A 24,037-nucleotide genomic window follows, 5' to 3' on the forward strand; every position below is an offset into this window, starting at 1 on the left:
GAATGCCATGAGCGACCATCCCGATGTCCTGCTTTATGAAAAAGAAGCCTGGGCGTCGGGTTTTTTGCGTCTGGCCGGCATCGACGAAGCCGGGCGCGGCCCGTTGGCCGGCCCCGTTGTGGCCGCCGCCGTTGTTTTCGATCCCGACTACATCCAGGCCGAGCTGGCTCCCACCTTCGGGCGGTTGACCGATTCAAAGGCGATGCCCGAAAAGGCGCGGGATGAATATTTCCGGATCCTGACCGAATCCGAATCGGTTGCCATCGGGGTCGGCATCATTGGCCCGGAAGAGATTGATCGTATCAATATCCTCAAGGCCACCCACAGGGCCATGGGCATGGCCGTGGGGGAAACCGATGCCCGGTTCGCGTTGGTCGACGGCCTGCCCGTGAAGGGGCTTCCCTGCGGCCACAGGGCCATTGTTAAGGGGGACGCTCTCTCGGTTTCCATCTCCGCCGCCAGCATCATCGCCAAGGTGACCCGCGACCGCCTGATGGTGGAGCTGGATGCGGAATATCCGGAATACGGATTCGCCGGCCACAAGGGCTATGGTACCCGGCAGCATCTCGCGGCATTGAAAAAGCACGGCGCCACCCCTGCACACCGCCAATCCTTCCGCCCCGTTGCCGAGTTGAATCAGGGGGAGCTTTTTTAGGCCACCGATAAACACAGATAAAAATCCGAGTTCATCGGGGTTTATCCGTGGCGAACACCAGTTATTCGAGTAGGCCATTCATGGCAGGGGTGCCGAATTCTTCGAGCCATGCCGATTCCGTATCGAGCATGGCTTGTATTTTTCGGGGGTATCATCTTTCTTCGCCAACCAAGCGCTGCCCGCAAGAAAAAGTATTAAAATGTCGGACTGGCACCGGTGACGCTTAACACCCAGCCTTTCGCTTACGGAAATGCGATCGGGTAATCCGCATCGATCGGGTTTCCTGCCAGATCCATAAAGCCGTCGTACTGAGCATCGCTTGTTTTCAGAACGATCATTCCCCCACTTACCCAAGTAATGAAATCAATCCGGAAGGTTGTATTATCGATCCAATAGGAAACATCCGGATGATAGTCGCCGGTTGTGTAGTACCCCTGCTGCATCGGTTCGCTGAATATAACGGTCAAGGTTTTCGCCGGTTGATCAAAAGAATAGGAAACGATGGTTGGTGCAACATCGTCTGATGGATCCACAATTCCGCTTGAACCTCCGCCGTCACCTTCTTCGTCATCGTCCCCGCAACCGGTTAAGCCAACCATGCAACAGGCCACGATCGCCGCCATGGCCCCGCGCCTTGCCAACTTCCACCATTCGATTTTCATACGTATTCCTTTTGTTCGATGCGACCGCAACGGGCCGACACCGTGTTCAAGCCAGAGAAATAGGAAGGCCCTATTTTACCCCGCGCATCGCCAATCCTTCCGCCCCGTTATCGAGCTGAATCAGCTCGACCTGCGTTAATTCGGATCTACCACCGGTAGTTTTCGTTCTTTTCCTCGAAGGCCTTGATAAACTTCACAAACTGCATCAGTTCCCTGGCGCGCCATTTGAACTGGTTGCTCGAGAAGGGCGAGGCGTTTTTCTGCTCGGCAACAAAACTGAGCGTGTTGGCTTTGCTGGAGCAAATGTCGACCAGGGCCTTGCAGCTGTCGCTGAAATCCTTTTGGAAGGCGGCCCTGGGGTCCGAACCGCCTTTTTTGCTCCGCTTCTGCCCCAGGTTGCTCACCATGCCGTTATGCTGCTTGATCCAGCGTTGGACATCGAGCCCGACATCCTGGTCGGTTTCGATTTCGGATTTGAGGTTGCCCATCCATTCGGTCGCGAGGCCGTAGATCATTTCGCGGAATTCATCGGCATCGCGCAGCGGCCGGCCGAACTGCTTGTCGTATTGCTTCCAATTCGGGGCAAACCATGCGGAATCCTCGATGCGGTAGGAAAAGAGCCGGGCGGTGTTGCCCCAGGAAGTGCCTTTGTCCTTGTAGTAGTCGATGTTGCTCACAAGGCCGCACACCTTTGCGTCGGCGGTCAGGATGGGGCATCCGCAATGTTCCGGGCCAAGCCCTGCCGAAACGTCGAAGCGTTCCTCGTTGGCGTTTTCGATGGTGCCTCCAAGCTCGGCAAAGTTCCGGCCGGGCGACGAGAAGTCGGCCAGCACCACCGAGGTTCCGTTGGGCACGCCGGCGGCGATGTCCAGCCCTTTGTCCGATTGAACCTGGATCCGGGCAAGGTCGCGGGTGGTGGAAAGTTCGATGCGGGAGGGGCGCAATTCGGTTCCGGACAGGGTGGCGAGCGTGAAACGGTCGTGCCCTGAAATGAGTTTGGTATTGGTCAGCACATAGTGGTTGCCGTCCATGGTTGCAATGAAGCCGCAAACCTCGGAGTTTTCAAGTTGGATGCGGACGAGCACGTTGTTCATGAGGTCCGGAGCCAGCCCGAACGAAACCATCGTTTCGGTGGCCGCCGGTTTGGCCAGGACTTTTGCGGCCGATGACCCCGCCAGCAAGGTGGCCAGGGCATGGGTGGATTGACGTCGTGTTAGTTGCATTAGGTCCCCCTGTTATGGATTCGCTCAAGAGGAACCATGAATATCAAAGGTGCATGCGTGCAATCCAGCTGTTTTTCAAGGATTGGGGATTTAAGCCACCAGGCCGGTGGCCATTTCGCCGGCTTCTTCGAGCCAGGCGGTTTCGGTGGCCAGCATGGCTTGCTTCTTTTCGGGGGTGTCGTCCTCGGCGCCGGAGAGGTGGTCGAAACCGTGGGCCATGTAGAGCGCGAGCTCGTAGTCGGCGCCGTTTTGTTCCGGGCCAACCTGCACGGCGCGGTCGACATTGATGATGAGGTCGCCGCTGAATCCTTCGTCCTCGCCGGGCACGGGATCGTAGCGGAAGCTGATGACGTCGGTCGGGCGCTCCTTGCCGAAATATTCGAGGTTGGCGGGGGTGATTCCCGCGTCGTCGGTCAGGACAATGCAGACCTCGCCCCATGCCTCGTCCATGCGTGCTTCCAGTTTTTGCCCGAGCCAATCAGCTAGCTTTTGGAGCTGCGACAGCCGAAGGGTATGGTTTTGCTGTTGGTTTAGTAAGGTTGTTGTCATTGTCTTTGGGGTACGGGATGCGCCCGTGCAGCATGTTGGATAGGGAGAAGATGAAGGACTGTTTCACGACATTGATCTCGGCCATGGTGAGGTTGGCGTAGTCCATCTGGCCATCGCGGATCTTGGCGGCGAAAATGTCGTCCATCATGTTGGAGATTTTCTGCGGCGTGGGTTTCTCGATGGAGCGCGAGGCCGCCTCGGAGGCATCGGCCAGCGACAGGATGGCCATCTCCGGCGAGACGGCCGGGGCGCCGCCGTAGCGGAAATCGGAATCGTTGATGACATCGTTCATCGACCCGCCGGCGCCGGCCTTGGCCATGGTTTTGGCCTTGTGGTAGAAGAAGGAGATGAGGCCGTTGCCGTGGTGCTGCTCGATGGCGTCCATGACGGGTTGCGGAAGTTTGTGGCGCTTGGCCAGGGTGAGGCCTTCCTTGACGTGCGAGGAAATCACGAGTGCGCTCATGTGGGGCGAGAGTTCGTCGTGCGGGTTTTCCTTGTGCTGGATGTTTTCGGTGAAGAACTCGGGCTTGGCCATTTTCCCGATGTCGTGGTAGTAGGCGCAAACGCGCGTGAGCAGCGAATTGGCGCCGATGGCCTCCGCGGCGTTCTGGGCGAGGGTGGCCACCATGAGGGAGTGGTGGTAGGTGCCCGGCGCCTGCATGGCCATTTTCTGGAGCAACGGATGCCCCATGTCGGAGAGTTCGAGCAGGGTGATGTCGGTGGTGATCTTGAAGGCCTTCTCGAAAACGGGGATCAACAGCATGGTGAGGATGGTGGCGATCATCCCGGAACTGATGGCGGCGGCAACCTGCCAGCCGAGCGTCGCCAAATCGGGTTGGTTGAGAATGGCAATGATGAGCACGTAAAGTGTTTTGACGGCGCAGACCCACAACCCGGCGCGGAAGAGGCTGGAGCGGCGGTGGATGTTGCGCGCCGAGCTGGCGGCCGTGACCGTGATTATCATGCCAAGGGCGAACACGTCGAATGCTTGGTCGAACAGCACGGCGGTGGCGAAGCTGCACCAGAAGCCAAGGCAGATGGCGGCGCTGCCGCCCAGCAGGATGCCGGTGAGCAGGATGGCCAGGGCGTGGGGAACGAGGTAGACCATCATGGGCGCGATCGGGTCGAAATGGCTGGCCAGATAGGTGAGCAGGCGCGCCATGCCCAGGGTGGCCAGCGAGAGCAATACCATGAGCAGCAGTTTTTCGGGCTCGCGAACGAGTGTTGCATTCCCGACGCGCAGGATGACGGCGGTGCAGATGAGGCCGGCGAGCAACAGGATGCCGTTGCCGAGGATTTCGAGGGCTTGTTCCAGCGCGTCCTGATCGGCGATGCGCTGCTCCTCGTGGAATTTGATCAAGAGCAGGATCTGGTCGTTCACCTCGTCGCCGGCACGGGCAATGATGGTGCCGGCGGGATAGAGCTGGAGGCTCGCCTCGACTTTCGAGGCTTCCAGCCTCCCCGCTGCGACGGTGGCGTCCTTGTCGTATTCCAGGTTGTCGACCACGACCATGGGGAGCATCCGGTCGAGGAGTTCGCGCCGCGGTTCCTCCTCGATCGTTGAGGTGATTGCCCGGACGGCTTGATGGGCGGAATAGAGGTTTTTCTGGTTCACCGTTTTGCCGGCGGGGTCGGCATCTGTCGAGATCGTGAGTCGGTGTTCGGGATCGTTGCTGAAGAGCGTGATGCGGTATTCGTCCGGAAGAATGCCGGTTTTCATGACCTGCTGGATGCCCTTGGTCAGGATGGCCTTGGTTTCCGCAACCGCGTTCGAGGGCACGGCGGCGATGAGGGAGAGGGCATCGACCGGGGAGTTGATGAGCAGGTCGTCCATGGAGCTGGCGATGCTTGGCTGGTCGTTGGTGGAGGCGGCGGTGTAGGCACCGAGGCGATTGAAGAGTTCGCCCATGATCTTGAGCGCGTCCTGTGCCGGGGCGGGGTCGATCGTGAATACCGGTGGGACGGCGGCGGCCGCGCGGGTGCGCGCAAGATCGGTGTCGGATAGGTTCTCGCATTCGAAATCGACGGAGGCGGTGATGGTGGAGGGCACCTTCTGGCCCTTGGACAGCGTCGGCGTGCGCACGATGCCGTGGCCGAAGAACAGCCACGTGACCATCAGCCACAGCAGGATGCCGAGACCGACGGACTTATAGGGGACATCCTTCTTCCGCGAGACCTCGGTCTTGCGTTCGGCGATGCCTTTTTGCCTCTTTTTTGATTTTTTCGTCTTCACGGGATTTCTCCGTTTCGGCGGGCTAGGAAGCCCGCTTTGCCTGGTAGGCTTCGATCACTTTCTGAACCAGCGGGTGGCGTACGACGTCGCGTTCGGTTAGCTCGACAATGGCCAGCCCCTTGATGTTGTTCAGGATGGATCGGGCTTCGACCAACCCTGAGATGCTGCGGTTCGGAAGGTCGATCTGGGTCAGGTCGCCGGTGATGGCGCATTTGGAATCGAATCCCAGCCGGGTGAGGAACATGAGCATTTGCTGCGGAGTGGTGTTCTGCGCCTCGTCGAGAATGACGAAGGCATGGTTGAGGGTGCGGCCGCGCATATAGGCCAGCGGGGCCACCTCGATGATGCCGCGCTCAATGTAGGTTTCGATGGTTTCGGCAGGAATCATGTCGTGCAGCGCGTCGTATAGCGGGCGGAGGTAGGGGGCAACCTTCTGCTGGAAGTCGCCGGGGAGGAAGCCGAGGTTTTCGCCGGCTTCTATGGCCGGGCGCGTGAGGACAATGCGGCTGACATCGTCCCTGAGCAGGGCGGAAACCGCCTTGGCCATGGCCAGGTAGGTCTTCCCGGTGCCGGCCGGCCCGATGCCGAAGGTGATCGGGTTGTACTGCATGGCGTCGAGGTAGATCTGCTGCCCGAGCGTCTTAGGGAAGACAGCGGTTTTGCGGGGGTTCACATCGATGCGGATGCTGGCCAGTTTTTCGAACACCTTGTTTTCTCCGCGCTTGAACGCATCGTAGGCATAGTCCACCACTTGCCCATTCAGCGGGGCGCGGTTCCGCGCCTTTCGCAATTCTTCGATGAATTCGCTGATTCTGGAGACGCTTTCCTCCGGGCCCCTAATGAGAACGACTTGGTCGCGCACCACCAGTTCGAGATCGTTTTCACTCTCGATTTGTGCAGAGAACCCGTCGATGGCCCCGCCGATTTCGCGGGCTTCGCTGGCATTGTCGAAATGGATGGTGTTCTCGTGCATGGGATACGTGGGGTGGTCTCCGAGGGGCTTGGTTTGGCCCGGAGGGTGGCGATTTGCGTGCCTAGTCCAGGGTAGGCGTCCGTTTCGTCGGAATAATCATTGCTTGGAACTTAATGGGATTTGCAGGAGTGCGTCAATACGATTCCTGCCTGTGAAAAATGGAAAAAAAAGTAGTGGCTTCCGCCGTGTTGGCACGGGGGTTGCTTTATCCTTGGCGGTTGTTTTGACCAAGTGAATAGAATATCAAGGGGTATGGTAAAATGAAAAACACACAACTGAGTACGAGCTTCGCTGCTGGCCTGGCCATCGTCATGGCGATTTCCGGATGCGCTCCCGTAACCATGGACAGTACGCCGTCGCAGGCGAGGGTATATTACAAGGATAACGATAAACTCATCGGGAAGACGCCGCTCAAAGTGAACCTGGTTGCCAGCAACAAGGAGCTGATTGTCCGCAAGGAAGGGTACTTTTCCAAAACGGTCGTTCTTTCGCCCATCGATCCCGACAACATCACCGTGGTTCTCGCGAAACGCAACATGGTGCTGCTGGTCAGCAAGCCGGAAGGCGCCGAGCTGTTTGTCGAAGGGGTGGGGCGCGTGGGCCGCACACCGTACCGTCTCGACTACAAAAAGCCCCATCGCACCTTTACCGTAAAAGCGCCGGGGTATGCCGATCAGCTATTCACGGTTCCCGAAGAACCCGAGGGCGACGTGGTGATCGATCTCGAGCGTACCGATATGGTCATCGTGGAAAGCAACCCCCGGAATGCCGAAGTCTACACGGCCGATGGCAAGAAGGTGGGAACGACCCCGATCGCCATTTCCGCAACGGAAAAACAAGTGCTGAGGCTTTGCAAGGAGGGATACTACGATATGCCCTTTGCCATCGACGCGGAAACCACCAGTCCCCACGTCTTGAAGATGGAGCGCGAACCGATCGTTATCGTCTACAGCGAGCCGGAAGGCGCAACCGTGGTTCATCGAGGCGTTGCTCTCGGCAAAACCCCGTTCCGCCAGCTGGTGAAGGAGGACATGGATCTGGAAATCAGCTACGACCGCCATTATGGCAAGAAGATCACGATTGCCCCGGATTCCCCGCGCTCGGTGAATGTCTCGCTCGAGTTGAAACCCTACGTGGTCATCAAGAGTAATCCTGTCGGTGCCCAGCTCTATCGTTCGGGCGGAGTGGAACTGCTGGGAACCACGCCCGTGGAAGTGTTGGTCGAGAAGGATACCGCTTTCGAAATGCACAAGCAGGGTTTCGATATCAAACCCTTCATGCTTTCCTCCGAATCCAACCGCGAAGTGGTGGTGCCGTTGCGCGAGGCCATCTCCGCCATGGAGAAAACCGTCTTGATCGACAGCGAACCCTCCGGTGCGAAGGTTTACCGCCCCGGTGGCGCCGAGTTCATCGGCGAAACCCCCTTGGAGCAGCGCTTGCGTGGCGAGCGCACGTTCGAACTCCAACTCGATGGCTTCAAGACCAAGATTGTCACCGTCGCGCCCGACTCGGCCGACAACGTAACCTTTGCATTGGCGAAGGATGAATCAGCTAGGAATGTCACGGTCAGCGACCCCTTGTTGAATACCCCTTCATCCTTTTAGCCAATGCCCTTTTAGAACCACGGGCCCCGCATCGGGGCTCTTTTTGTGAAAACACCTATTGGGACTGAGTTCCAATAGGTGTTTTGCGTTTGAAAACGGGGAATTTTCCTCTCAAAAAAACTTTCAATTCAATCGAGTTCTGGGATTATGCGGAACTTTTACGGGGAGACCCGGTGCTAGAAATGGAAATAGTGACATTTTTCGTACTTTTTCAACTAATGGGATGCTTAAACCAAGGAGTAGATAAACCATGAGCAAGAAAATGGTTACCATTGATGGTAATACCGCGGCCGCGCACATCGCGTACGCGTTTTCCGACATCGCAGCGATCTATCCGATCACGCCTTCATCCAACATGGGCGAATATTCGGAAGAGTGGGCCAGCCAAGGCAAGAAAAACCTCTTCGGCAAGGAAGTCGATGTTTGTGAAATGCAGTCCGAAGCCGGTGCGGCCGGTGCAGTCCATGGTTCCCTGAGCGCAGGCGCCCTGACCACCACCTTCACCGCTTCCCAGGGTCTTCTGCTGATGATCCCTAATATGTATAAGATCGCCGGCGAAATGTTGCCGACGGTTTTCCACGTCTCCGCCCGTTCTCTCGCGGCGCAGTCGCTCTCTATTTTCGGCGACCACTCCGACGTCATGTCCGTTCGCAACACCGGTTGGGCCATGACGGCCGCCAGCTCCATCCAGGAAACGATGGACATGGCCACGATCGCCCACCTCTCCACGCTCAAGGCACAGATCCCGTTCCTGAACTTCTTCGATGGCTTCCGCACCTCCCACGAGCTGCAGAAGGTCGAAATGATCGACTACGCAGATCTCAACGACCTGATCGAGCCGGAATACATCGAACGCTTCCGCGCCCGCGCCCTCAAGCCGGAAAACCCGAGGCTGAAGGTTGCCGCGCAGAACCCGGACGTATACTTCCAGGGCCGCGAAACCTCCAACAAGTACTACGACGCCATTCCGGAAATCGTCCAGGAATACATGGACAAGTTCGCCGCTAAGTTCGGCCGCAAATACAACCTGTTCGACTACGTCGGTGCAGCCGATGCCGAGAAGGTCGTCATCGCCATGGGCTCCGCCTGCGATACCATCGAGCAGACCATCGAAAAGCTCAACGAGCAGGGCGAAAAACTCGGTCTCGTCAAGGTGCGCCTTTATCGTCCGTTCTCCGCGAAAGCCTTCGTGGACTGCATTCCCGAAACCGCGAAGAAGATCATCGTGCTCGACCGCACCAAAGAGCCCGGTGCAACCGGCGAGCCGCTCTACTTCGACACCATCGCCGCGCTCAAGGACCGCGACTGCACCGTCATCGGCGGCCGCTACGGCCTCTCCTCCAAGGAGTTCCCGCCCCGCATGGTCAAGGCCGTATACGATCACGCCGACAACGGTGCATGGCACGGCTTCACCGTGGGCATCAACGACGACGTGACCAACCTCTCCATTCCGGTGGGGGGCGAGTTCAACATCGAGCCGACCGACGTGAAGTCCTCCGTCTTCTGGGGCTTCGGTTCCGACGGTACGGTAGGCGCGTGTAAAAACACCATCAAGATCATCGGCGACAACACCGACATGACGGCGCAGGCCTACTTCGTGTATGACTCCAAGAAGTCCGGCGGTGTCACGGTTTCGCACCTTCGTTTCGGCGAAAGCAGCGTCAACTACCCGTACCTCATCCAGCATGCCGGCTATGTGGCCTGCCACAACGTTTCCTACATCGGCCGCTACGACATGCTCGGCGCGATTGCCGAAGGCGGTACGTTCGTGCTCAACTCGGAAATCCCGACCTCGGAAGTGTTCGAGCACCTCACCAAGGAAGAGCAGCAGATCATCATCGATCGCAAGATCAACTTCTACAACGTCAACGCGCTGAAGATCGCCATGGAAGTCGGCCTCGGCGGACGCATCAACACGGTCATGCAGACGGTATACTTCAAGCTGTCCGGCGTGCTGCCGGAAGACGAAGCCATCCAGCTCATCAAGGACTACGCCAAGAAGACCTTCGAGCGCAAAGGCATGGACATCGTGGAGATGAACTGGAAAGCCATCGATGCTTCCGCCGCCGCGATCGAAAAGGTCGAGGTTCCTTCCGAGATCACCAAGTCCTACGTGCTGCCGGACCTGATTCCTGCCGACGCCTGCGGTTTCATGAAAGACGTGATCCTGCCGACCATGATGATGAGGGGCGATGACGTTCCGGTTTCCAAGATGACGTTCGACGGCACCCTGCCGACCGGCACATCGAAAATCGAAAAGCGCTGCATCGGGCCGCGCGTTCCGAAATGGCTCAGCGAAAACTGCATCCAGTGCAACCAGTGCGTCATGGCGTGCCCGCACGCGGTTATCCGTGCAAAGCAGATCGATCCTGCCGAGCTGGCTTCTGCTCCGGAAACCTTCACCACCGTCAAGTCCAAGACCAAGAACGACAAGGATCTCGACTACAAGATCCAGGTCTATGTCGAAGACTGCACCGGTTGCGGCGTCTGTGTTGAAACCTGCCCTGCAAAAACCAAGGCGCTTGAGTTCACCACGCTCGACGACGAGAAGGAAGCGGGCGAAGTGGAAAACACCTACTTCTTCGACGCGCTGCCCGACAACGTTCTCGACGGAGCGAATCCGGCGACCGTCAAGGGCCTGCAGTTCAAGAAGCCTCTGTTCGAGTTTTCCGGCGCCTGCGCCGGTTGCGGCGAAACCCCGTACGTCAAGCTCGTCACGCAGATCTGCGGTGAGCACATGATCGTTGCGAACGCCACGGGTTGCTCCTCCATTTATGGCGGCACCTTCCCGACCATCCCGTACAGCAAAACCAAAGAGGGCCGCGGTCCTTCCTGGGCGAACTCGCTCTTCGAAGACAACGCCGAATACGGAATGGGCTTCCGCCTCGCGGTCGACAACAACCGTGCGCTGCTGCGCCAGTATGTTGCCCAGTTGCTCGAACTCGGAACCACCGCAGACCTGACGGCCGCCCTGAACAAGGCGATCGGAATCTGTGTGGACAACGACCTCAGCGACGAAGCGGTCGCGGCACAGAACGCAGTGAAGATTCTTCTTCAGGGCGCACTGGCCGAAGCCTCCGCCGAAGCCGCCCCGGTCGTCCGCAAAGTCATCGAGCTGCAGGACTACTTCGTCGATAAGGCCGTCTGGATCTTCGGCGGCGACGGCTGGGCCTACGACATCGGTTATGGCGGACTCGACCACGTGGTGGCTTCCGGCAAAAACGTCAACATCCTCGTTGTCGACACCGAAGTCTACTCCAACACCGGCGGTCAGGCTTCCAAGTCCACTCCGATCGGCGCCGTGGCTAAGTTTGCCACCGACGGCATGCGTGCCGGCAAGAAGAACCTCGGCTTCATGTGCATGAGCTACGGAATGGTTTACGTGGCCCAGATCTCCATGGGTGCAAACCGCATGCAGACGCAGAAGGCCATCCAGGAAGCGGTCAACTACAACGGCCCGTCCATCATCTTGGCGTACGCCCCCTGCATTGCGCACGGCATCGACATGATGAAGACGCAGACCATTGCGAAGAACGCCGTGGAATGTGGCTACTGGCCGCTCTACCGCTTCAACCCGGCCGGCGAAGAAGGCAAGAAGTTCACGTGGGAAGCCAAGGACCCGACCGGCGACTTCCAGGCCTTCATCCGCAACGAGCGTCGTTACACGACGCTGCTGAAAACCGCTCCGAACGAAGCGGAAGAGCTGTTCAAGCTCGCGGAAGAAGATGCCAGCAAGCGCTGGAACTTCATGAAAAAGCTCGGCGAAATCATGTAGCCGAAGCTCCGCTTCACAAAAAAAGCCCGCCCGCAACGGCGGGTTTTTTTTGTGCCCGGGCATAGAGCTCGCGAGGTGTTGCATGTGCGCAATTGCTGGATTGTGATTGCGCAAAAAACCGGATGGATTCCCCGGGGTGTTTGCTACTGTGTTGATCGACTCAAAGAAAAAGGGTTCGGCAGGCGTATCCCTATCGTGTATGACGTTTTCCCATGGCGAAATCATGTATATCAAAAAGCATTGGTGGGTATGAGCCGACCATGTAGTGGCTAAGATAGGCTACTGTTTAGTTTTTTGCCGGAACGAACAGGAACAAGGAAATGAAAAAACGCTTTTTTGCCAACCATGCCAAGTCAAGTGCCGCACTGATCAGCCTGGGCATACATGCCATATTGATCGTTATCGCGTTCACGTTCGTGGCGGTGACGGTGATCACGAAGGAGGAACAGGCCTTCGAGACCAAGCACGTGAAGCGACCGAAAATGCCGATCAAGAAGCTGCAGGTTCCGGTCAATGTTAAGAAAAAGAAGTCCCAGAAGCCAAAGTTGCGCAAGCGCATCGTGGTGCAGCCAAAGATGAACCAGACCATGCCCGACATCAAGATGCCGGAAATCACCGGCGTCAAAGGCGGCATGGGCAGCGGTGTCGGCGATTCGCTCGGCGGGGGCGGCGGCGTTGGCTTCTCCATGCCCGAGATCGAAATTTTCGGGATCAAGGGCAAGGGCGAAAAGATTTTCCTGATTCTCGACACCGGCAACCACATGCTGATCGACGAAATGGGCGGGATCCCCGCCTACACTATCATCAAGAACGAGCTCATCCGGATTGTGGAGGAGCTCCCTCCCACGGCGCTGTTCAATATTTGCGTGTTTGGCGGGGGGGAACGGACGTTGTTCCCGACGCTGGTTTCCGCAAACTCCGCCAATGCGGCCAAGGCCAAGGCCTGGCTAGATCCGTTGAACTCGGCGGCCGATTCCGCCAAGTCGGGGCTATACGGCATCAAGACCCTCGGTTCGGAGGGATCGCACCACAAGGAGGACTTGCGCATCGGAAAATTTGCGGAGCCGATCAAGAAAAACGGCCCCATCTATGGTGGTAAATGGGGCGGGGATGCGTGGTACAAGGCCTGCATGCTTTCCATGCTCCAGCAGGCCGACACCGTCTTTTTGCTAAGCAACGATTGGAGCCATCAGCGTGTGGCCATCTCCGAGGTGCCTTCGGTGGAGGAGTGGATCGCCACCACCTCGGCCGGCAAGAAGTGGGATGAAAAGGTCAAGGAGGGTTATCGGCTGCTCGAAGAGGAAAACAAGCGGCGTAAGGCCGAAGGGCAACCGCCCAAGGTGGTCTCCGGCGGGCGCTGGGGCATCCAGAACGAATATTTCCCGGGCATCCAGCGACCCCCGACTCCGGAATACTACTACTTCAAGCCGCAGGAATTCGCCGAGGCCATGGTGATGATGAAAGACAAGCATAGGCCAGATGTGCTCCAGTCAAAGAGCGGCCTTGGCAAGAATCCGAAAAAGGGCAAGGTCGATTTTTCATTCAACGTGGTTCAGTTCGTCAAGGCGAACGGGGAGCCGAGCGACCGCGCCGTCGGCAACTTCAAGAAACTGACCAGCCTTTGCCGCGGGCAATACCAGACGGTCGCCGGGATGGATGAGATCCAGAACTACGTCTCGTCCCACTAGCATGCCGGCGAAGGATGCCGCTGGAAGTCCGACCCCGATCCATGCCATAAACAGGCATGAAACGGTTTGAAATCGCCTTGGCCATGGACTATGCCAACCCCTTCGTCCGCGCCGTGGCCGAGGGGGTGGCGCGCTATGGCTTCCAGCAGGGCAACTGGCGTTTCTATGCCCCGCACGGCGCTCCCGAGGTGTCGTTGGCCGACCTGAAAAAATGGAAGGGCGATGGCGTCATCGGCATGCTCGACCAGCCAGCGGTTTCCGCGCTTCGCAAGCGCGGCATCGCGGCGGTCAACATTTTCGGCCGTTTCGCCGAGCTGCCCCGGAGTTCGGTCGTGGTCGATAACCACGAAATCGGCCGCATGGCCGCGGAGTTTTTCATCGGCAAGGGCATTCGCCGTTTTGCCATCACCGGGCGCAAGGTGTTCGGCGATGCCACCCTGAAATACGAAGCCTTCATCTCAGCACTTTCAGAGAAGGGCTTCCAGTGCCTCGAACTGAAGTCGCGGCAGGCCATCCAGAATATTGCCGAACAGATTGCGTTGCTGGAGGGCGACGGCCCCGTGGGGGTGCTCGCCACGGAAGACCCGGTCGGCCGCATCGTGATCGATGCCTGCGTCGATGCCGGCCTGCGGGTGCCGGAGGACGTTTCGGTGCTCGGAGTGAACAACGGCCGGTTCGCCTGCGAGATGCTGCACCCGCAAATGTCGAGCATCGAGCTCGGCGCCGCCCGCGTCGGTTGGCAGGCGGCGCAGATGCTGGAGCAGTTGATGAAGGGTGGGGACGATCCGGCAGAACCCATCCGCATCTCTCCTGAAAAGATCGTCGAGCGCCACTCGACCGATCTGACTGCGGTAACCGACCAGGCCGTTGCCGAGGCATTGAAGTTCATTCGGGAAAATGCGCACAACCCAATCTTGGTCGATGACGTCGCCCGTGCGGCGCATGCGGGGCGCCGCACACTGGAAAACCGCTTCCGTTCGTTGTTGCAGATCTCCGTACACGATTCCATCCGCCGCGAACGCATCCAGCGGGCCTGCCGTCTGCTCAAGGAAACCGACATGCTCATCGAAGATCTTTCCGAAGCCTGCGGCTACACCACCCGCGAGCGCTTCAACCAGGCCTTTAAGCGGGAAACCGCCACCACACCTTCCGCCTACCGCAAAAAATACCGCTTCACCGACTGACCTCTCTCGCCCTATTCTTCGCATAATGGCCGTTATTGTGCGTGAAATACGTATTCACAAATGGTGACGATTCGCTAAGGTGCTCTCCGCATTTTAAAACACAGGAGAGACACCATGGCGAAACTTGAACCAAAGGCGGCTGCGGATTGCCGCTATGACATTCTTTCATTGGGCGAGGTGATGCTTCGCCTTGATCCGGGCGAAGGCCGCATCCGCACGGCGCGCCAATTCCAGGCTTGGGAAGGCGGCGGCGAATACAACGTGGCCCGCGGACTGCGCCGCTGCTTCGGCCAGCGCGCCGGCGTGGTGACCGCCTTTGCGAAGAACGAAGTCGGCCTGCTGATGGAGGATTTCATCCTGCAGGGCGGGGTGGACACCTCGCTGATCAAATGGATGGACTACGACGGCATCGGCCGCACCGTGCGCAACGGCCTGAACTTTACCGAGCGCGGCTTCGGCATCCGTGGCGCAGTCGGTTGTTCCGACCGCGGCAACACGGCGGCCTCGCAGCTGAAGGCCGGCGACATCGATTGGGAATATATCTTCGGCACGCTCGGTGTCCGCTGGCTCCACACGGGCGGCATCTTCGCGGCGCTTTCCGAAACCACCGGCGAGGTGGTGATCGAAGCGGCAAGGATTGCCAAGAAACATGGCACCATCGTCTCCTACGACCTCAACTACCGCCCCTCGCTCTGGAAGGGGTTCGGCGGTTTGGAAAAGTGCCGGGAAATCAACCGCGAGATCGCCAAGTATGTCGATGTCATGATCGGCAACGAAGAGGACTTCACCGCGTGTCTGGGTTTCGAGATCGAAGGGGCGGACGACAACCTGACCGACCTCGAGGTTGGCGCATTCCAGCAGATGATCACCAAGGCCGTGGCCGAATTCCCGAACTTCAAGGCCACCGCCACCACCATGCGCGGCGTAAAGACGGCAACCGTCAACGACTGGGGCGCCATGTGCTGGGTCGATGGCGAGTTCTACACATCGGCCCATCGGCCGGATCTGGAAATCATGGATCGCGTGGGCGGCGGCGACAGCTTTGCCTCCGGCTTCATCTATGGCCTGATGATTCTGCAGGATGCGGCCAAGGCCATTGAATATGGCGCGGCGCACGGTGCGCTTGCCATGACCACGCCCGGCGACACCACCATGGCGTCGCTCGCGGAAGTTGAAAAGATCGTCGCCGGTGCCGGCGCGCGAGTGGACCGGTAGGGAAAATTGTAGGGGCGACATGCATGTCGCCCGTACTGCAAATGGAGAAAAAAATGTTGAATGAATTGTTAAAACGCCCGGTGATTCCGGTGATTGTGATCGACGATGCCAACGATGCCGTGCCGCTGGCGGAAGCCCTGCTGGCCGGTGGCATGGACGTCATCGAGGTAACCTGCCGCACGGCGGCCGCACCGCAGGCGCTGGCCAACATCAAGAAGGCGTTGCCGGAAATGTTGCTGGGAGCCGGTACCGTGGTGACCGAAGACCAGGCCAAGATGTGCATCGATACCGGCGTCAGCTTCGGTCTCGCTCCGGGCCTCAATCCCGACACCGTCAAGTTTTTCCAGGCGAACGACACGCTCTTCATTCCGGGCGTCATGACGCCTTCGGAAATCGAGCAGGGCTTGTCGCTCGGCTGCAAGATGCTCAAGTTTTTCCCGGCCGGCGCGGCGGGCGGCGTGAACATGCTCAAAAATCTAGCGGCTCCCTATGGGCCGCTCGGCGTTAAGTTTTGCCCCACCGGCGGCGTGAACCTCGATAATATGCTGGAATGGCTTTCTATGCCGATCGTCAGTGCCATCGGCGGCTCGTGGCTCGCCACCAAGCAGCAGATTGCCGACAAGGATTGGGGCACCATCACCCAGCAGGTCAAGGAAGCCCTGGCCAAGGCAAGCGAAGCATAGGCTTCGCCCCCTATTCAAACGCGGTCTTGAATTGTTCGAAGGCCGCTTTCAAGTCGCCGATTTCCTGACGGAGGTCGGCGACTTCGTCTTCCAGGGTCTGGATGCGTTCGAGCCGGCTCGGGCCGGTTTGCATTTCGGCCACGGGCGCCATCGGTTCCGGTTCTTCCTCGGGGATCTCGATTTCGCTACCGCCAAAGAGATGCGCCCAGCGGCGCTCGCGCTTGCCCGGTTGGCGCGGCAACTGCACCACGAAGCAGCCTTCCTCGTTGTTTTTCAGCTGTTCGAGGATGTGCTCCACCTCGCTCGAATCCGCCAGCGTATGCAGGCGCGAGCAATGGGCGCGCAGGTCGCCCGGGGTTTGCGGGCCGCGGATGAGCAGTTCGCAGATGATGGCCATCTGCGAGAGCGAAAAGCTCCAGTGGTCGGCAATGTTATGCCGGTATTTCATCACGCGGCTCCCCGATGCCGAGACCTCGACGGCGAGCTTGTGCTCCATGCGCAGTTCGAAGAGCGTGTGCTCCACGGTGGCCGTATCGAGCTCCATCACGGGATTGCGGTTGTTCTTCTGGTTGCAGGCGGCCACCAGCGCATTGAGGGTGAGGGGATAATAATCCGGCGTCGACATCTCCTTCTCAATCAGGCATCCCAACACGCGTTCTTCAATCGGGCTAAGTTCAAACTCCATGGCATCCTCCGTATGTATTGAATGCATGCTAAAGCAACTCCCATGAAAAAGCAAAGTACGGAGTAGGTTGAAACGTTCTGGAGTTGGCGTATGCTGAATGGGTTAATTCAATCAGGGGGTGGTCATGAACAGGGTGTCGGGGATTCTTGGTGCGGTTCTATTGGTCTTGGCGGGATGCCGATCAACCGAGTTGCAATCGTTGGAAAAACGCGCACAGCGTGGCGAGGCGGAGGCGCAAGGCCAGCTGGGGTGGCGCTATGCCACCGGCGACGGTGTGGAAACCAATCTCACGAAGGCAGTGGAACTCTATCGGCAGGCCGCCGGGCAGGGCAATGCGAATGCCCAGTTCCATCTCGGCAACTGCTACCGCCTCGGGCGCGGCGTGGAGCAGGACAAGGCGAAGGGCGCCGAATGGTTCCTCAAGGCCGCGGAGCAGGGCCACGAGCGGGCGCAGTTTAACCTCGGCAACCGCAACCGTATCCTCGGTAACTATCCCGAGGCCGTCCGCTGGTTCCACCTGGCCGCCGAGCAGGGCAACGCCAGCGCCCAGGCCAACCTCGCCCAGTGCCTGCGGATGGGCATGGGCACCGAAATGGATATGGAAGGTGCCTTCAAGTGGAACCGGGCCGCCGCCGAGCAGGGGCATGCGCGCGGGCAGTATAATCTGGGTATCCACTACCTGAAGGGCGCGGGCGTTGCGGAGGATCGCGAGTTGGCGATGGAGTGGTTTGCCAAGGCCGCCGGTCAGGGCGACAAGGATGCCCGTCGAAAGCTTCATGTGATGAACGCCGAAGGTTCCGACAAGGTGAAGGCACTCGCCCCGGACTGGAACCGGAAGATCAATGCCGGTAGCCAGGCGATGGCGCAATACAACCTTGCATTGCACGCCCACAACCTAAAGCAATACGAAGACGCCGCGCGCTGGTTCCGCCAGGCCGCCGAAAAGGAAAGCGCCAAGGCGCAGTACTATTTAGCCACCTATTATCGGGATGGGCGGGGCGTTGAAAAGAGCATGGAGGAGGCTGTCAAGTGGTATCGGCTTGCGGCGGAGCAGGGCTATGCCAAGGCGCAGTACGGTCTGGGGTTGCGCTATGCCAAGGGTGAGGGGGTGGAAAAGAATCCCAAAGTGGCCGCCGAATGGATCCTGAAATCGGCGGAGCAGGGCTATGCCCTGGCCATGGTGGCGATGGTCTATCGCTACGAAAAGGCCGATGGCGTGGACGAGGATATGGACGAAGCCATGCGCTGGTATCGGCTCGCCATGGAAAACGGCTATGACCGCCGGCTCAAGGAGCAGAAGCCGCTCGTCGACCACGCGGCGGTGTTTGCCGAAAACGCCGCGCTGCTCCAGGCCATCCCCGGTTCCTCGGCGAACTACGTTGAATGGATGCAGGTCGCCGTGGAGAGCAAGGACGAACTCAAGCTCAAAGAGGAGATCGATCCGTTCCTCCAGGAGCTGGTGAAGGCGAACCCCGCCGACTGGAAAACCCTGCACGCCGCCGCCATGGGCTACCATTTTGCGCCGGGCTCCGGGTACAAAAACAAGGCGCTTGCCCGTTGGAAAGCCCTCGGCCTGATGGCGCGCGCCCACGGGGCGATGCAGGGAGCAACGCCTGCCCAAACAAAGCTGTTCCACAATCACTATCTCGAAATCATCATCGCCCAGCGCGACGAACAGCCCCACATGCTCCAGCTCAAGACCACCGATTACTCCGAGCACGATGTCCTGGGCTACCGCCTCGGCGCCGGGCTTTCGCGCCGCCCGGTTTTCCACGCCGTGCCGGCCTCGCACGATGCCGCCGCCACCGACGGCGAGCTTGCCCGCTGGCTAATTGCGCAGGGCGCGCAGATGATCGAAGGCCAGGACGCCGCCGGGACGTCGCTCGCGCTCTTCGCCATGCTGGTGGCCGGGCAGCAGTTGGAAATGCCGTTGAACATGGGCGAACCCCACATGGATGTGCTCGCTGCCATGGCCGACAACGAAACCGCGGTTTGGGTGGACGAGGAACCCGAGGTGGTCGCATTGCCGGACGACTATGCCTTCATCCCGGTCTTCCAGCAGCTGGCCGACGGCGGCAACAAAAAGGTCGCGGCGGTTTTGGCCTCGCTCTGCCAGAGCCGGTGCCAGCTCGAACGCGCGGCGGGCTATTTTGAAATCGCGGGCAACACCAACGCCGTCCGTTCCATCCGCGCCAGCCAGGGCACGGTGAAACGCTGCCCGCCGGCAGCGGCCGGGGTGGCACCGGAGATCAGCTTTTCATACCGTAACGGCTCGGCGGTCGAGGTGTCGGTTTTCCGCATCAACGCCGGAACCAACCTGCTGGAGCGGCTGAAGGCGGGCGACGTGAAATACAGCGAGCTTTCGCTTTTGCAAGGGAATCCCGACTGGTTCCGCAAATGTGGCGGCTTCGATGCCCCCGGCGCGTTGCGCGAGGTTGAGCGCTTTACGGTTGAACTCGATCCGCACCCCGACCACCGCGACCGCCGGGAGCGCATCGCCTTCCCGCCGCTGGAGGCCGGGAGCTACCTCGTGCGCACCCGCATCGCGGGCGGCAACACCGCCGAAGCGCAGCTCAACGTGCTCGACACCATGGTCTATTCGGCCAAGCTCGCCGACAGCCCCGCCACCAACGCGCACACCCTCTACCTCATGTGCGATCCGCAAACCGGCGAACCGCGCGCCGATGCGCCGATCCATTTCCTCCGTCTCTTCGGCGGGCGGCACTCCAACCGCGATGGGGATTTGGTCGACGATGCCTACACCGTGAAGCAGCACCTCGAAGGGCGCACCGCCGAAAACGGGTGCCATGTCCTGGAAGAACGCCTGCTCACGAAAAAGGATCGGGATATCCAGGTGCTGGCCAACCTCTCCGGCGGCCACCCCTTTGTGGCCGAATCCGATTCCTCCGACCGGCGCGGATATACCCACTCGAAGAGTTCCGCCCAAGATACGTTCGTCGCTACCGACCGCCCCGTCTACCGCCCCGGCGACCACGGGCACATCAAGTTGTGGCGGGGTGCGGAAACGAATGCCTATCCGATTGAGATTAGCCAGAAGCGTTCGCGCATGGTACTTCCGGTCGAGCCGGATGGCTCGTGGGAAGCGGATCAATATGGCGGAAGCCAGGCCAGCTTCGAGATTCCCGATGAAGCGCCGTTGGGGGATTATTCCGTCCGGGACGAAACATCGGAGCACGGTCTTTCCCTCGGAACGGTGAAGGTGGAGGAATACCGCGCGCCGGAATTCGAGGTTTCCATCCGGCAGCTCGATGACGGGCGGATCGAGATCGGGGCGGACTATGCCTACGGGCAGCCGGTTGCCGGGGGCTTCGCGATGGCGACGATCGAGTGCGGCTCGTTCGATCCTTCGCCGTGGTATCCGGAGGCGGAGTTCGACCGCCTCTGGCATGCGGGATACTGGTGGCACGGCGGGCAGTTTGAAGCGGAGGAGTCCCACCGCCGCAACAGTCAATGGTTCCACGAGCGGGTCGAGGCGCAGATGGATGAAACGGGGCGGCTGGTCATCGACCTCTCGGAATACGAGGGCGGCGAAAAGGCACTGGCCGGTTCCGGCATGTTCGAGGTTTCGGCCAACGTGCGCGATGCTGCGCACAAGCGCTACCGGGCAACGGAATACTTTTTCAACAAGCTGCAGGAAGCGCGGCTCTGCGTTCATCTCGACAAGGCGTTTTATGAAGCGGGCGAGCGCCCGGTTTGCTTGCTGGAAACGAAAGAACCGGTCGATGGTGTCGAGCTGGCGCTGAGTCGCCTGGAGGGAACGAACCGGGTGGCTGTGGCCAAGCAACCGTTTGCGGATGGCCGCGTGGAGCTCGGCGCGTTGGCGCCGGGGCTGTACGAAGCGAAGGCCGTGGCCGAAGGCGAACTGGATTCAAGGCCGTTCCGGTTCTTGGTTCGCGGCGACATGGGGGCTGGGCTGGGAGGGGAAACCCCCATCCGCCTTGTCCGCGAAAAGGGCGTCTACCATGCGGGCGGAACGGCGACGGTGTTGGTGCAGGTCGACCAGCCTGGGCGCTGGGTCTATTTCTTCGAACGGGTGGCCGGGCGCGATACTTTTTCGCTGCCGAAGGTGCTCTTTATGGACGAGGCCAGCAAGCGGATCGAACTGCCGCTTGAACCGGGCGAGGGCGGGCGCATACAATGCGCGGTCATGACCGTTGCCGAGGGAAAGATGCACCTGGCGAGCTGCCGCATCCCCGTGGTGGAGCACGGCAGGCGGGCGGGCGAGGTGGAGCTCGCGACCGACAGGGAAACCTACCGCCCCGGCGAAACCGTCAAACTCGACATCCGCGCCACGACCACCGATGGCACGGGCAAACCGTGCGCTGTGGCGGTCACGGTCTACAACGCGACGCTCGATTCGTTTTCCAACCGATGGCGCAGCATCTACAGTGCGCTGTTCTCGCCGTGGGCGAATGCCTATTGGTCGAGCCTCTCCATGGATTTGGGCTGGCCGCGCGAAATGGGCGCGGAGGTGGAGTGGTGGGTTATGCAAAACCTTGCGCCCAACCGCTGGAACAGGGCATGGCTCGCCGCCGAGTCCGACAGTATGGCCGGCGGTTATGGTGGTGCCGACGACCTGTTCGGGGACTCCGGCGGTTCCAGTGTTTTTGCCTCACTGGACGCAGCGAGTTCTCCTGAAATAACGAAGCCCAAGGTGAGTTATATGATTGCCGAGGAGAAGGAAGCGCCCATGTCGATCCGTTCCGACTTCCGCGACGCGGTCTATTGGAACGCGCTGGTGGAGACGGATGCGGATGGGAAGGCGAGCGTCGAGTTTGCGCTGCCCGACAGCCTGACGGAGTGGAAGATCATGGCATGGGCGATGCATACGAACTTTGCCGCGAGCGGATCAACGAGCGTCAAATGTGCCAAGGACTTTGTGCTCCAGCTCAACACGCCGCGCTTCGTGGTGGAGGGCGACGACGTGGAAATCACCGGATCGCTTCGCAATCACTCGACCAACAGCCTGGATGCTGCGGCGTCCTGCGCGGTCGAGGGTGGGGCGGCCGCCCTTGCTTCCGATGCAATGAAGAATGTTGGCGAATTGATGCCCGGCGAAGAGCGGATGTTGGGCTGGACGCTCAAGGCCGAAGTGGAAGGCTCGGCGATGGTAACGGTTTCGTCGGTGGCGGGGAACGTTTCCGACGCCATGGCACGCCCGGTTCCGGTGTTGCCGCACGGCATGCTCAAGCGCGGCGGGCGTAGCGGGGTGCTGGCCGGGGATCGGCATGAGGAGCGGGTGGTGATCGAAGTGCCGGAGGCCATCGAACCCGGCTCCCTGGAGTTCAGCCTCAACTGTACACCCAATATGCTGGAGTCGGTGGCGACGGCGTTGCCGTATCTCGCCGACTATCCGCACGGCTGCGTGGAACAGACGCTGAACCGCTTCCTGCCGTCGCTGGTGGTGTTGCAGACGCTGGATCGGCTGGGGCTGGAGATGGAGGATCTTTCGGTCGCGATGCCCGCCGGGCGGCAGGCCGTGTTCGAGCGCGATGAAATTATCCAGCGGGCGCAGGCGGGGATCAATAAGTTGTTGGAGGTGCAGCATTGGAACGGTTGGTGGAGCTGGGAGATTGGTTCGGGCTATAGCGACCACGATCCCATGGTGAGCGCGTGGGTGTTGCGCGGCCTGCATCGCGCTTCGCAGGTGGACGGACTGGACGTGGAGGCGGGCGATATCCGCAAGGCGTCGGACAGGATGGTGGCGCATGTGAAGCAGTTGATGGTTCCGCCGTGGCACCAGCGGCGGGAAGAGACGCTGACCCAGGCCGATGCCTTCATGGCCGTGGTGCTGGCTGAGGTTGACCCGGCCGCGTTCCTGAAAGGCCGCGACCTAGCGACGGCGAAGGAGGTTGTTCCGAGGTTTGCGCCGTTCCTCAAGGCGAACGTTGCGGAGCTTTCGCTCTACGGCAAGCTGCTGTTGGCCTATGCGCTGGAGCTGGGTGGCGACAAGGCGGGGCGCGACGACTTGCTGCGCTTCATCGGGCAATATGTTGAGCATGATGCCGGGCTGGGAACCTATTGGCTACGGGCTGAAAACGACCGTTGGTGGCTGTGGCACAACGACCAGGTCGAGATGATGGCGTGGTATTTGAAGCTGCTGAACCGCATGGAACCGCAGGGCGAAAAGACCGCCGGTGTTGCGCGGTGGCTGTTGATCAATCGCCAACATGGCGACCACTGGAAATCGACGCGCGACACCGCCATCTGCGTGGAAGCGCTTTGCGAGTTTGTCGTCAACAACCGGAGCGCCGCAACGGATGCGCAATACGACGTGCTACTGAACGGGCAGGCTCAGGAGTCGGGATTGACGCCGGGGCGCAACGAACTGGTGTTGGAAACCAAAGGGGACTCACCGCTGTTCTACGATGCAACGTGGAGCTACCGCACCCGCGAGAATCCGATTGCAGCTGAAACATGCGACCTGGTTTCGGTCTCGCGAGCCTACCACCGGGTGGATTGGCAAAGTGGCGAGCGCATTGGGGAACCGCTAGAGGCTGATGCAGTGCTCAAGGCGGGGCAAACCCTCGAGGTGGTGCTGGAGCTGGAGGCCGCGCAGGAGCTGGAATATGTGCTGGTGCAGGATTTTAAGCCGTCTGGATTTGAATGCCAAGAAACCGAGAGTGGGTATCGCCAGGGGAAGCTGCGCCACTATCAGGAGCTGCACGACGAGCGGGTATCGAGTTATGTGTCGACGTTGCCGAAAGGAACATCGACGATCACCTACCGCATCCGCGCGGAACATGCGGGACGGGTGGGCGCCTTGCCGGCCACCGTGGAGCTGATGTATGCGCCCGACCAGGCGGCCAATTCCAACGAGGCCAAGCTTTCGGTGGAAAGATAGCCTGAAATCGGTGTCAGGCGCCGTTTAATAAGTACTGTAGAAT

Annotated in this window: 14 protein-coding genes; 8 read left to right on the plus strand and 6 right to left on the minus strand. The window is 59.9% G+C overall.

Going from position 1 to position 24,037, the window contains the following annotated elements:
- Positions 1-7 precede the first annotated feature (7 nt).
- Complete coding sequence (locus E9954_RS25425) at positions 8-655, plus strand: ribonuclease HII (protein ID WP_136082072.1); 648 nt, start codon at positions 8-10, stop codon at positions 653-655.
- 242 nt (positions 656-897) lie between these two features.
- On the opposite strand, the gene E9954_RS25430 is transcribed toward E9954_RS25425, so the two are convergent.
- The 5 genes from E9954_RS25430 to E9954_RS25450 all read right to left on the minus strand — a co-directional run bounded on the left by E9954_RS25430 (position 898) and on the right by E9954_RS25450 (position 6,295).
- Positions 898-1,317 (minus strand): Ig-like domain-containing protein, encoded by a 420-nt coding sequence (locus E9954_RS25430; protein WP_136082073.1) that lies wholly within the window; start codon positions 1,315-1,317, stop codon positions 898-900.
- Positions 1,318-1,463: 146 nt separating this feature from the next.
- A complete protein-coding gene (locus E9954_RS25435; protein WP_136082074.1) occupies positions 1,464-2,540 on the minus strand; it encodes a PWWP domain-containing protein in 1,077 nt (358 codons plus the stop codon).
- 90 nt (positions 2,541-2,630) lie between these two features.
- The gene (gene ybeY, locus E9954_RS25440) at positions 2,631-3,089 is read right to left on the minus strand and encodes an rRNA maturation RNase YbeY (RefSeq protein ID WP_136082075.1); all 459 of its coding nucleotides are present in this window, start codon (positions 3,087-3,089) and stop codon (positions 2,631-2,633) included.
- A complete protein-coding gene (locus tag E9954_RS25445; protein ID WP_136082076.1) occupies positions 3,019-5,322 on the minus strand; it encodes an HD family phosphohydrolase in 2,304 nt (767 codons plus the stop codon). The genes ybeY and E9954_RS25445 overlap by 71 nt, the downstream gene beginning before the upstream one ends.
- A 22-nt stretch (positions 5,323-5,344) precedes the next feature.
- Entirely contained in the window at positions 5,345-6,295 is a 951-nt protein-coding gene (locus E9954_RS25450; RefSeq protein ID WP_136082077.1) for a PhoH family protein, read from the minus strand.
- 260 nt (positions 6,296-6,555) lie between these two features.
- Between E9954_RS25450 and E9954_RS25455 the strand changes: the two genes are divergently transcribed.
- The 6 genes from E9954_RS25455 to E9954_RS25480 all read left to right on the plus strand — a co-directional run bounded on the left by E9954_RS25455 (position 6,556) and on the right by E9954_RS25480 (position 16,444).
- Positions 6,556-7,899 (plus strand): PEGA domain-containing protein, encoded by a 1,344-nt coding sequence (locus tag E9954_RS25455; protein WP_136082078.1) that lies wholly within the window; start codon positions 6,556-6,558, stop codon positions 7,897-7,899.
- Positions 7,900-8,149: 250 nt separating this feature from the next.
- Positions 8,150-11,674 (plus strand): pyruvate:ferredoxin (flavodoxin) oxidoreductase, encoded by a 3,525-nt coding sequence (gene nifJ, locus E9954_RS25460; protein WP_136082079.1) that lies wholly within the window; start codon positions 8,150-8,152, stop codon positions 11,672-11,674.
- A 320-nt stretch (positions 11,675-11,994) separates the two neighbouring features.
- The gene (locus E9954_RS25465; RefSeq protein ID WP_136082080.1) at positions 11,995-13,362 is read left to right on the plus strand and encodes a hypothetical protein; all 1,368 of its coding nucleotides are present in this window, start codon (positions 11,995-11,997) and stop codon (positions 13,360-13,362) included.
- Between the two features lie 56 nt (positions 13,363-13,418).
- Positions 13,419-14,546: a substrate-binding domain-containing protein gene (locus E9954_RS25470; protein WP_136082081.1), complete on the plus strand. Its 1,128-nt coding sequence runs from the start codon at positions 13,419-13,421 to the stop codon at positions 14,544-14,546.
- A gap of 114 nt (positions 14,547-14,660) precedes the next feature.
- A complete protein-coding gene (locus E9954_RS25475; RefSeq protein WP_136082082.1) occupies positions 14,661-15,761 on the plus strand; it encodes a sugar kinase in 1,101 nt (366 codons plus the stop codon).
- A gap of 53 nt (positions 15,762-15,814) precedes the next feature.
- The gene (locus E9954_RS25480; protein ID WP_222847314.1) at positions 15,815-16,444 is read left to right on the plus strand and encodes a bifunctional 4-hydroxy-2-oxoglutarate aldolase/2-dehydro-3-deoxy-phosphogluconate aldolase; all 630 of its coding nucleotides are present in this window, start codon (positions 15,815-15,817) and stop codon (positions 16,442-16,444) included.
- 10 nt (positions 16,445-16,454) lie between these two features.
- Here E9954_RS25480 and E9954_RS25485 read toward each other — a convergent pair whose 3' ends face one another.
- Complete coding sequence (locus E9954_RS25485; RefSeq protein ID WP_136082083.1) at positions 16,455-17,129, minus strand: YceH family protein; 675 nt, start codon at positions 17,127-17,129, stop codon at positions 16,455-16,457.
- Positions 17,130-17,253: 124 nt separating this feature from the next.
- On the opposite strand from E9954_RS25485, the gene E9954_RS25490 reads away from it, so the two are divergent.
- On the plus strand, positions 17,254-23,994 hold the full coding sequence (locus E9954_RS25490; RefSeq protein ID WP_136082084.1) for an alpha-2-macroglobulin family protein: 6,741 nt from the start codon (positions 17,254-17,256) through the stop codon (positions 23,992-23,994).
- Positions 23,995-24,037: the final 43 nt, after the last annotated feature.

The organism is Pontiella desulfatans, assembly GCF_900890425.1.
GTDB lineage: Bacteria > Verrucomicrobiota > Kiritimatiellia > Kiritimatiellales > Pontiellaceae > Pontiella > Pontiella desulfatans.

Coding starts and splice junctions, on each gene's coding strand:
- E9954_RS25465 (WP_136082080.1), top strand. CDS start 11,995: ATGAAAAAACGCTTTTTTGCCAACCATGCCAAGTCAAGTGCCGCACTG.
- E9954_RS25480 (WP_222847314.1), top strand. CDS start 15,815: ATGTTGAATGAATTGTTAAAACGCCCGGTGATTCCGGTGATTGTGATC.
- E9954_RS25425 (WP_136082072.1), top strand. CDS start 8: ATGAGCGACCATCCCGATGTCCTGCTTTATGAAAAAGAAGCCTGGGCG.
- E9954_RS25475 (WP_136082082.1), top strand. CDS start 14,661: ATGGCGAAACTTGAACCAAAGGCGGCTGCGGATTGCCGCTATGACATT.
- ybeY (WP_136082075.1), bottom strand. CDS start 3,089: ATGACAACAACCTTACTAAACCAACAGCAAAACCATACCCTTCGGCTG.
- E9954_RS25470 (WP_136082081.1), top strand. CDS start 13,419: ATGAAACGGTTTGAAATCGCCTTGGCCATGGACTATGCCAACCCCTTC.
- nifJ (WP_136082079.1), top strand. CDS start 8,150: ATGAGCAAGAAAATGGTTACCATTGATGGTAATACCGCGGCCGCGCAC.
- E9954_RS25455 (WP_136082078.1), top strand. CDS start 6,556: ATGAAAAACACACAACTGAGTACGAGCTTCGCTGCTGGCCTGGCCATC.
- E9954_RS25430 (WP_136082073.1), bottom strand. CDS start 1,317: ATGAAAATCGAATGGTGGAAGTTGGCAAGGCGCGGGGCCATGGCGGCG.
- E9954_RS25450 (WP_136082077.1), bottom strand. CDS start 6,295: ATGCACGAGAACACCATCCATTTCGACAATGCCAGCGAAGCCCGCGAA.
- E9954_RS25435 (WP_136082074.1), bottom strand. CDS start 2,540: ATGCAACTAACACGACGTCAATCCACCCATGCCCTGGCCACCTTGCTG.
- E9954_RS25490 (WP_136082084.1), top strand. CDS start 17,254: ATGAACAGGGTGTCGGGGATTCTTGGTGCGGTTCTATTGGTCTTGGCG.
- E9954_RS25485 (WP_136082083.1), bottom strand. CDS start 17,129: ATGGAGTTTGAACTTAGCCCGATTGAAGAACGCGTGTTGGGATGCCTG.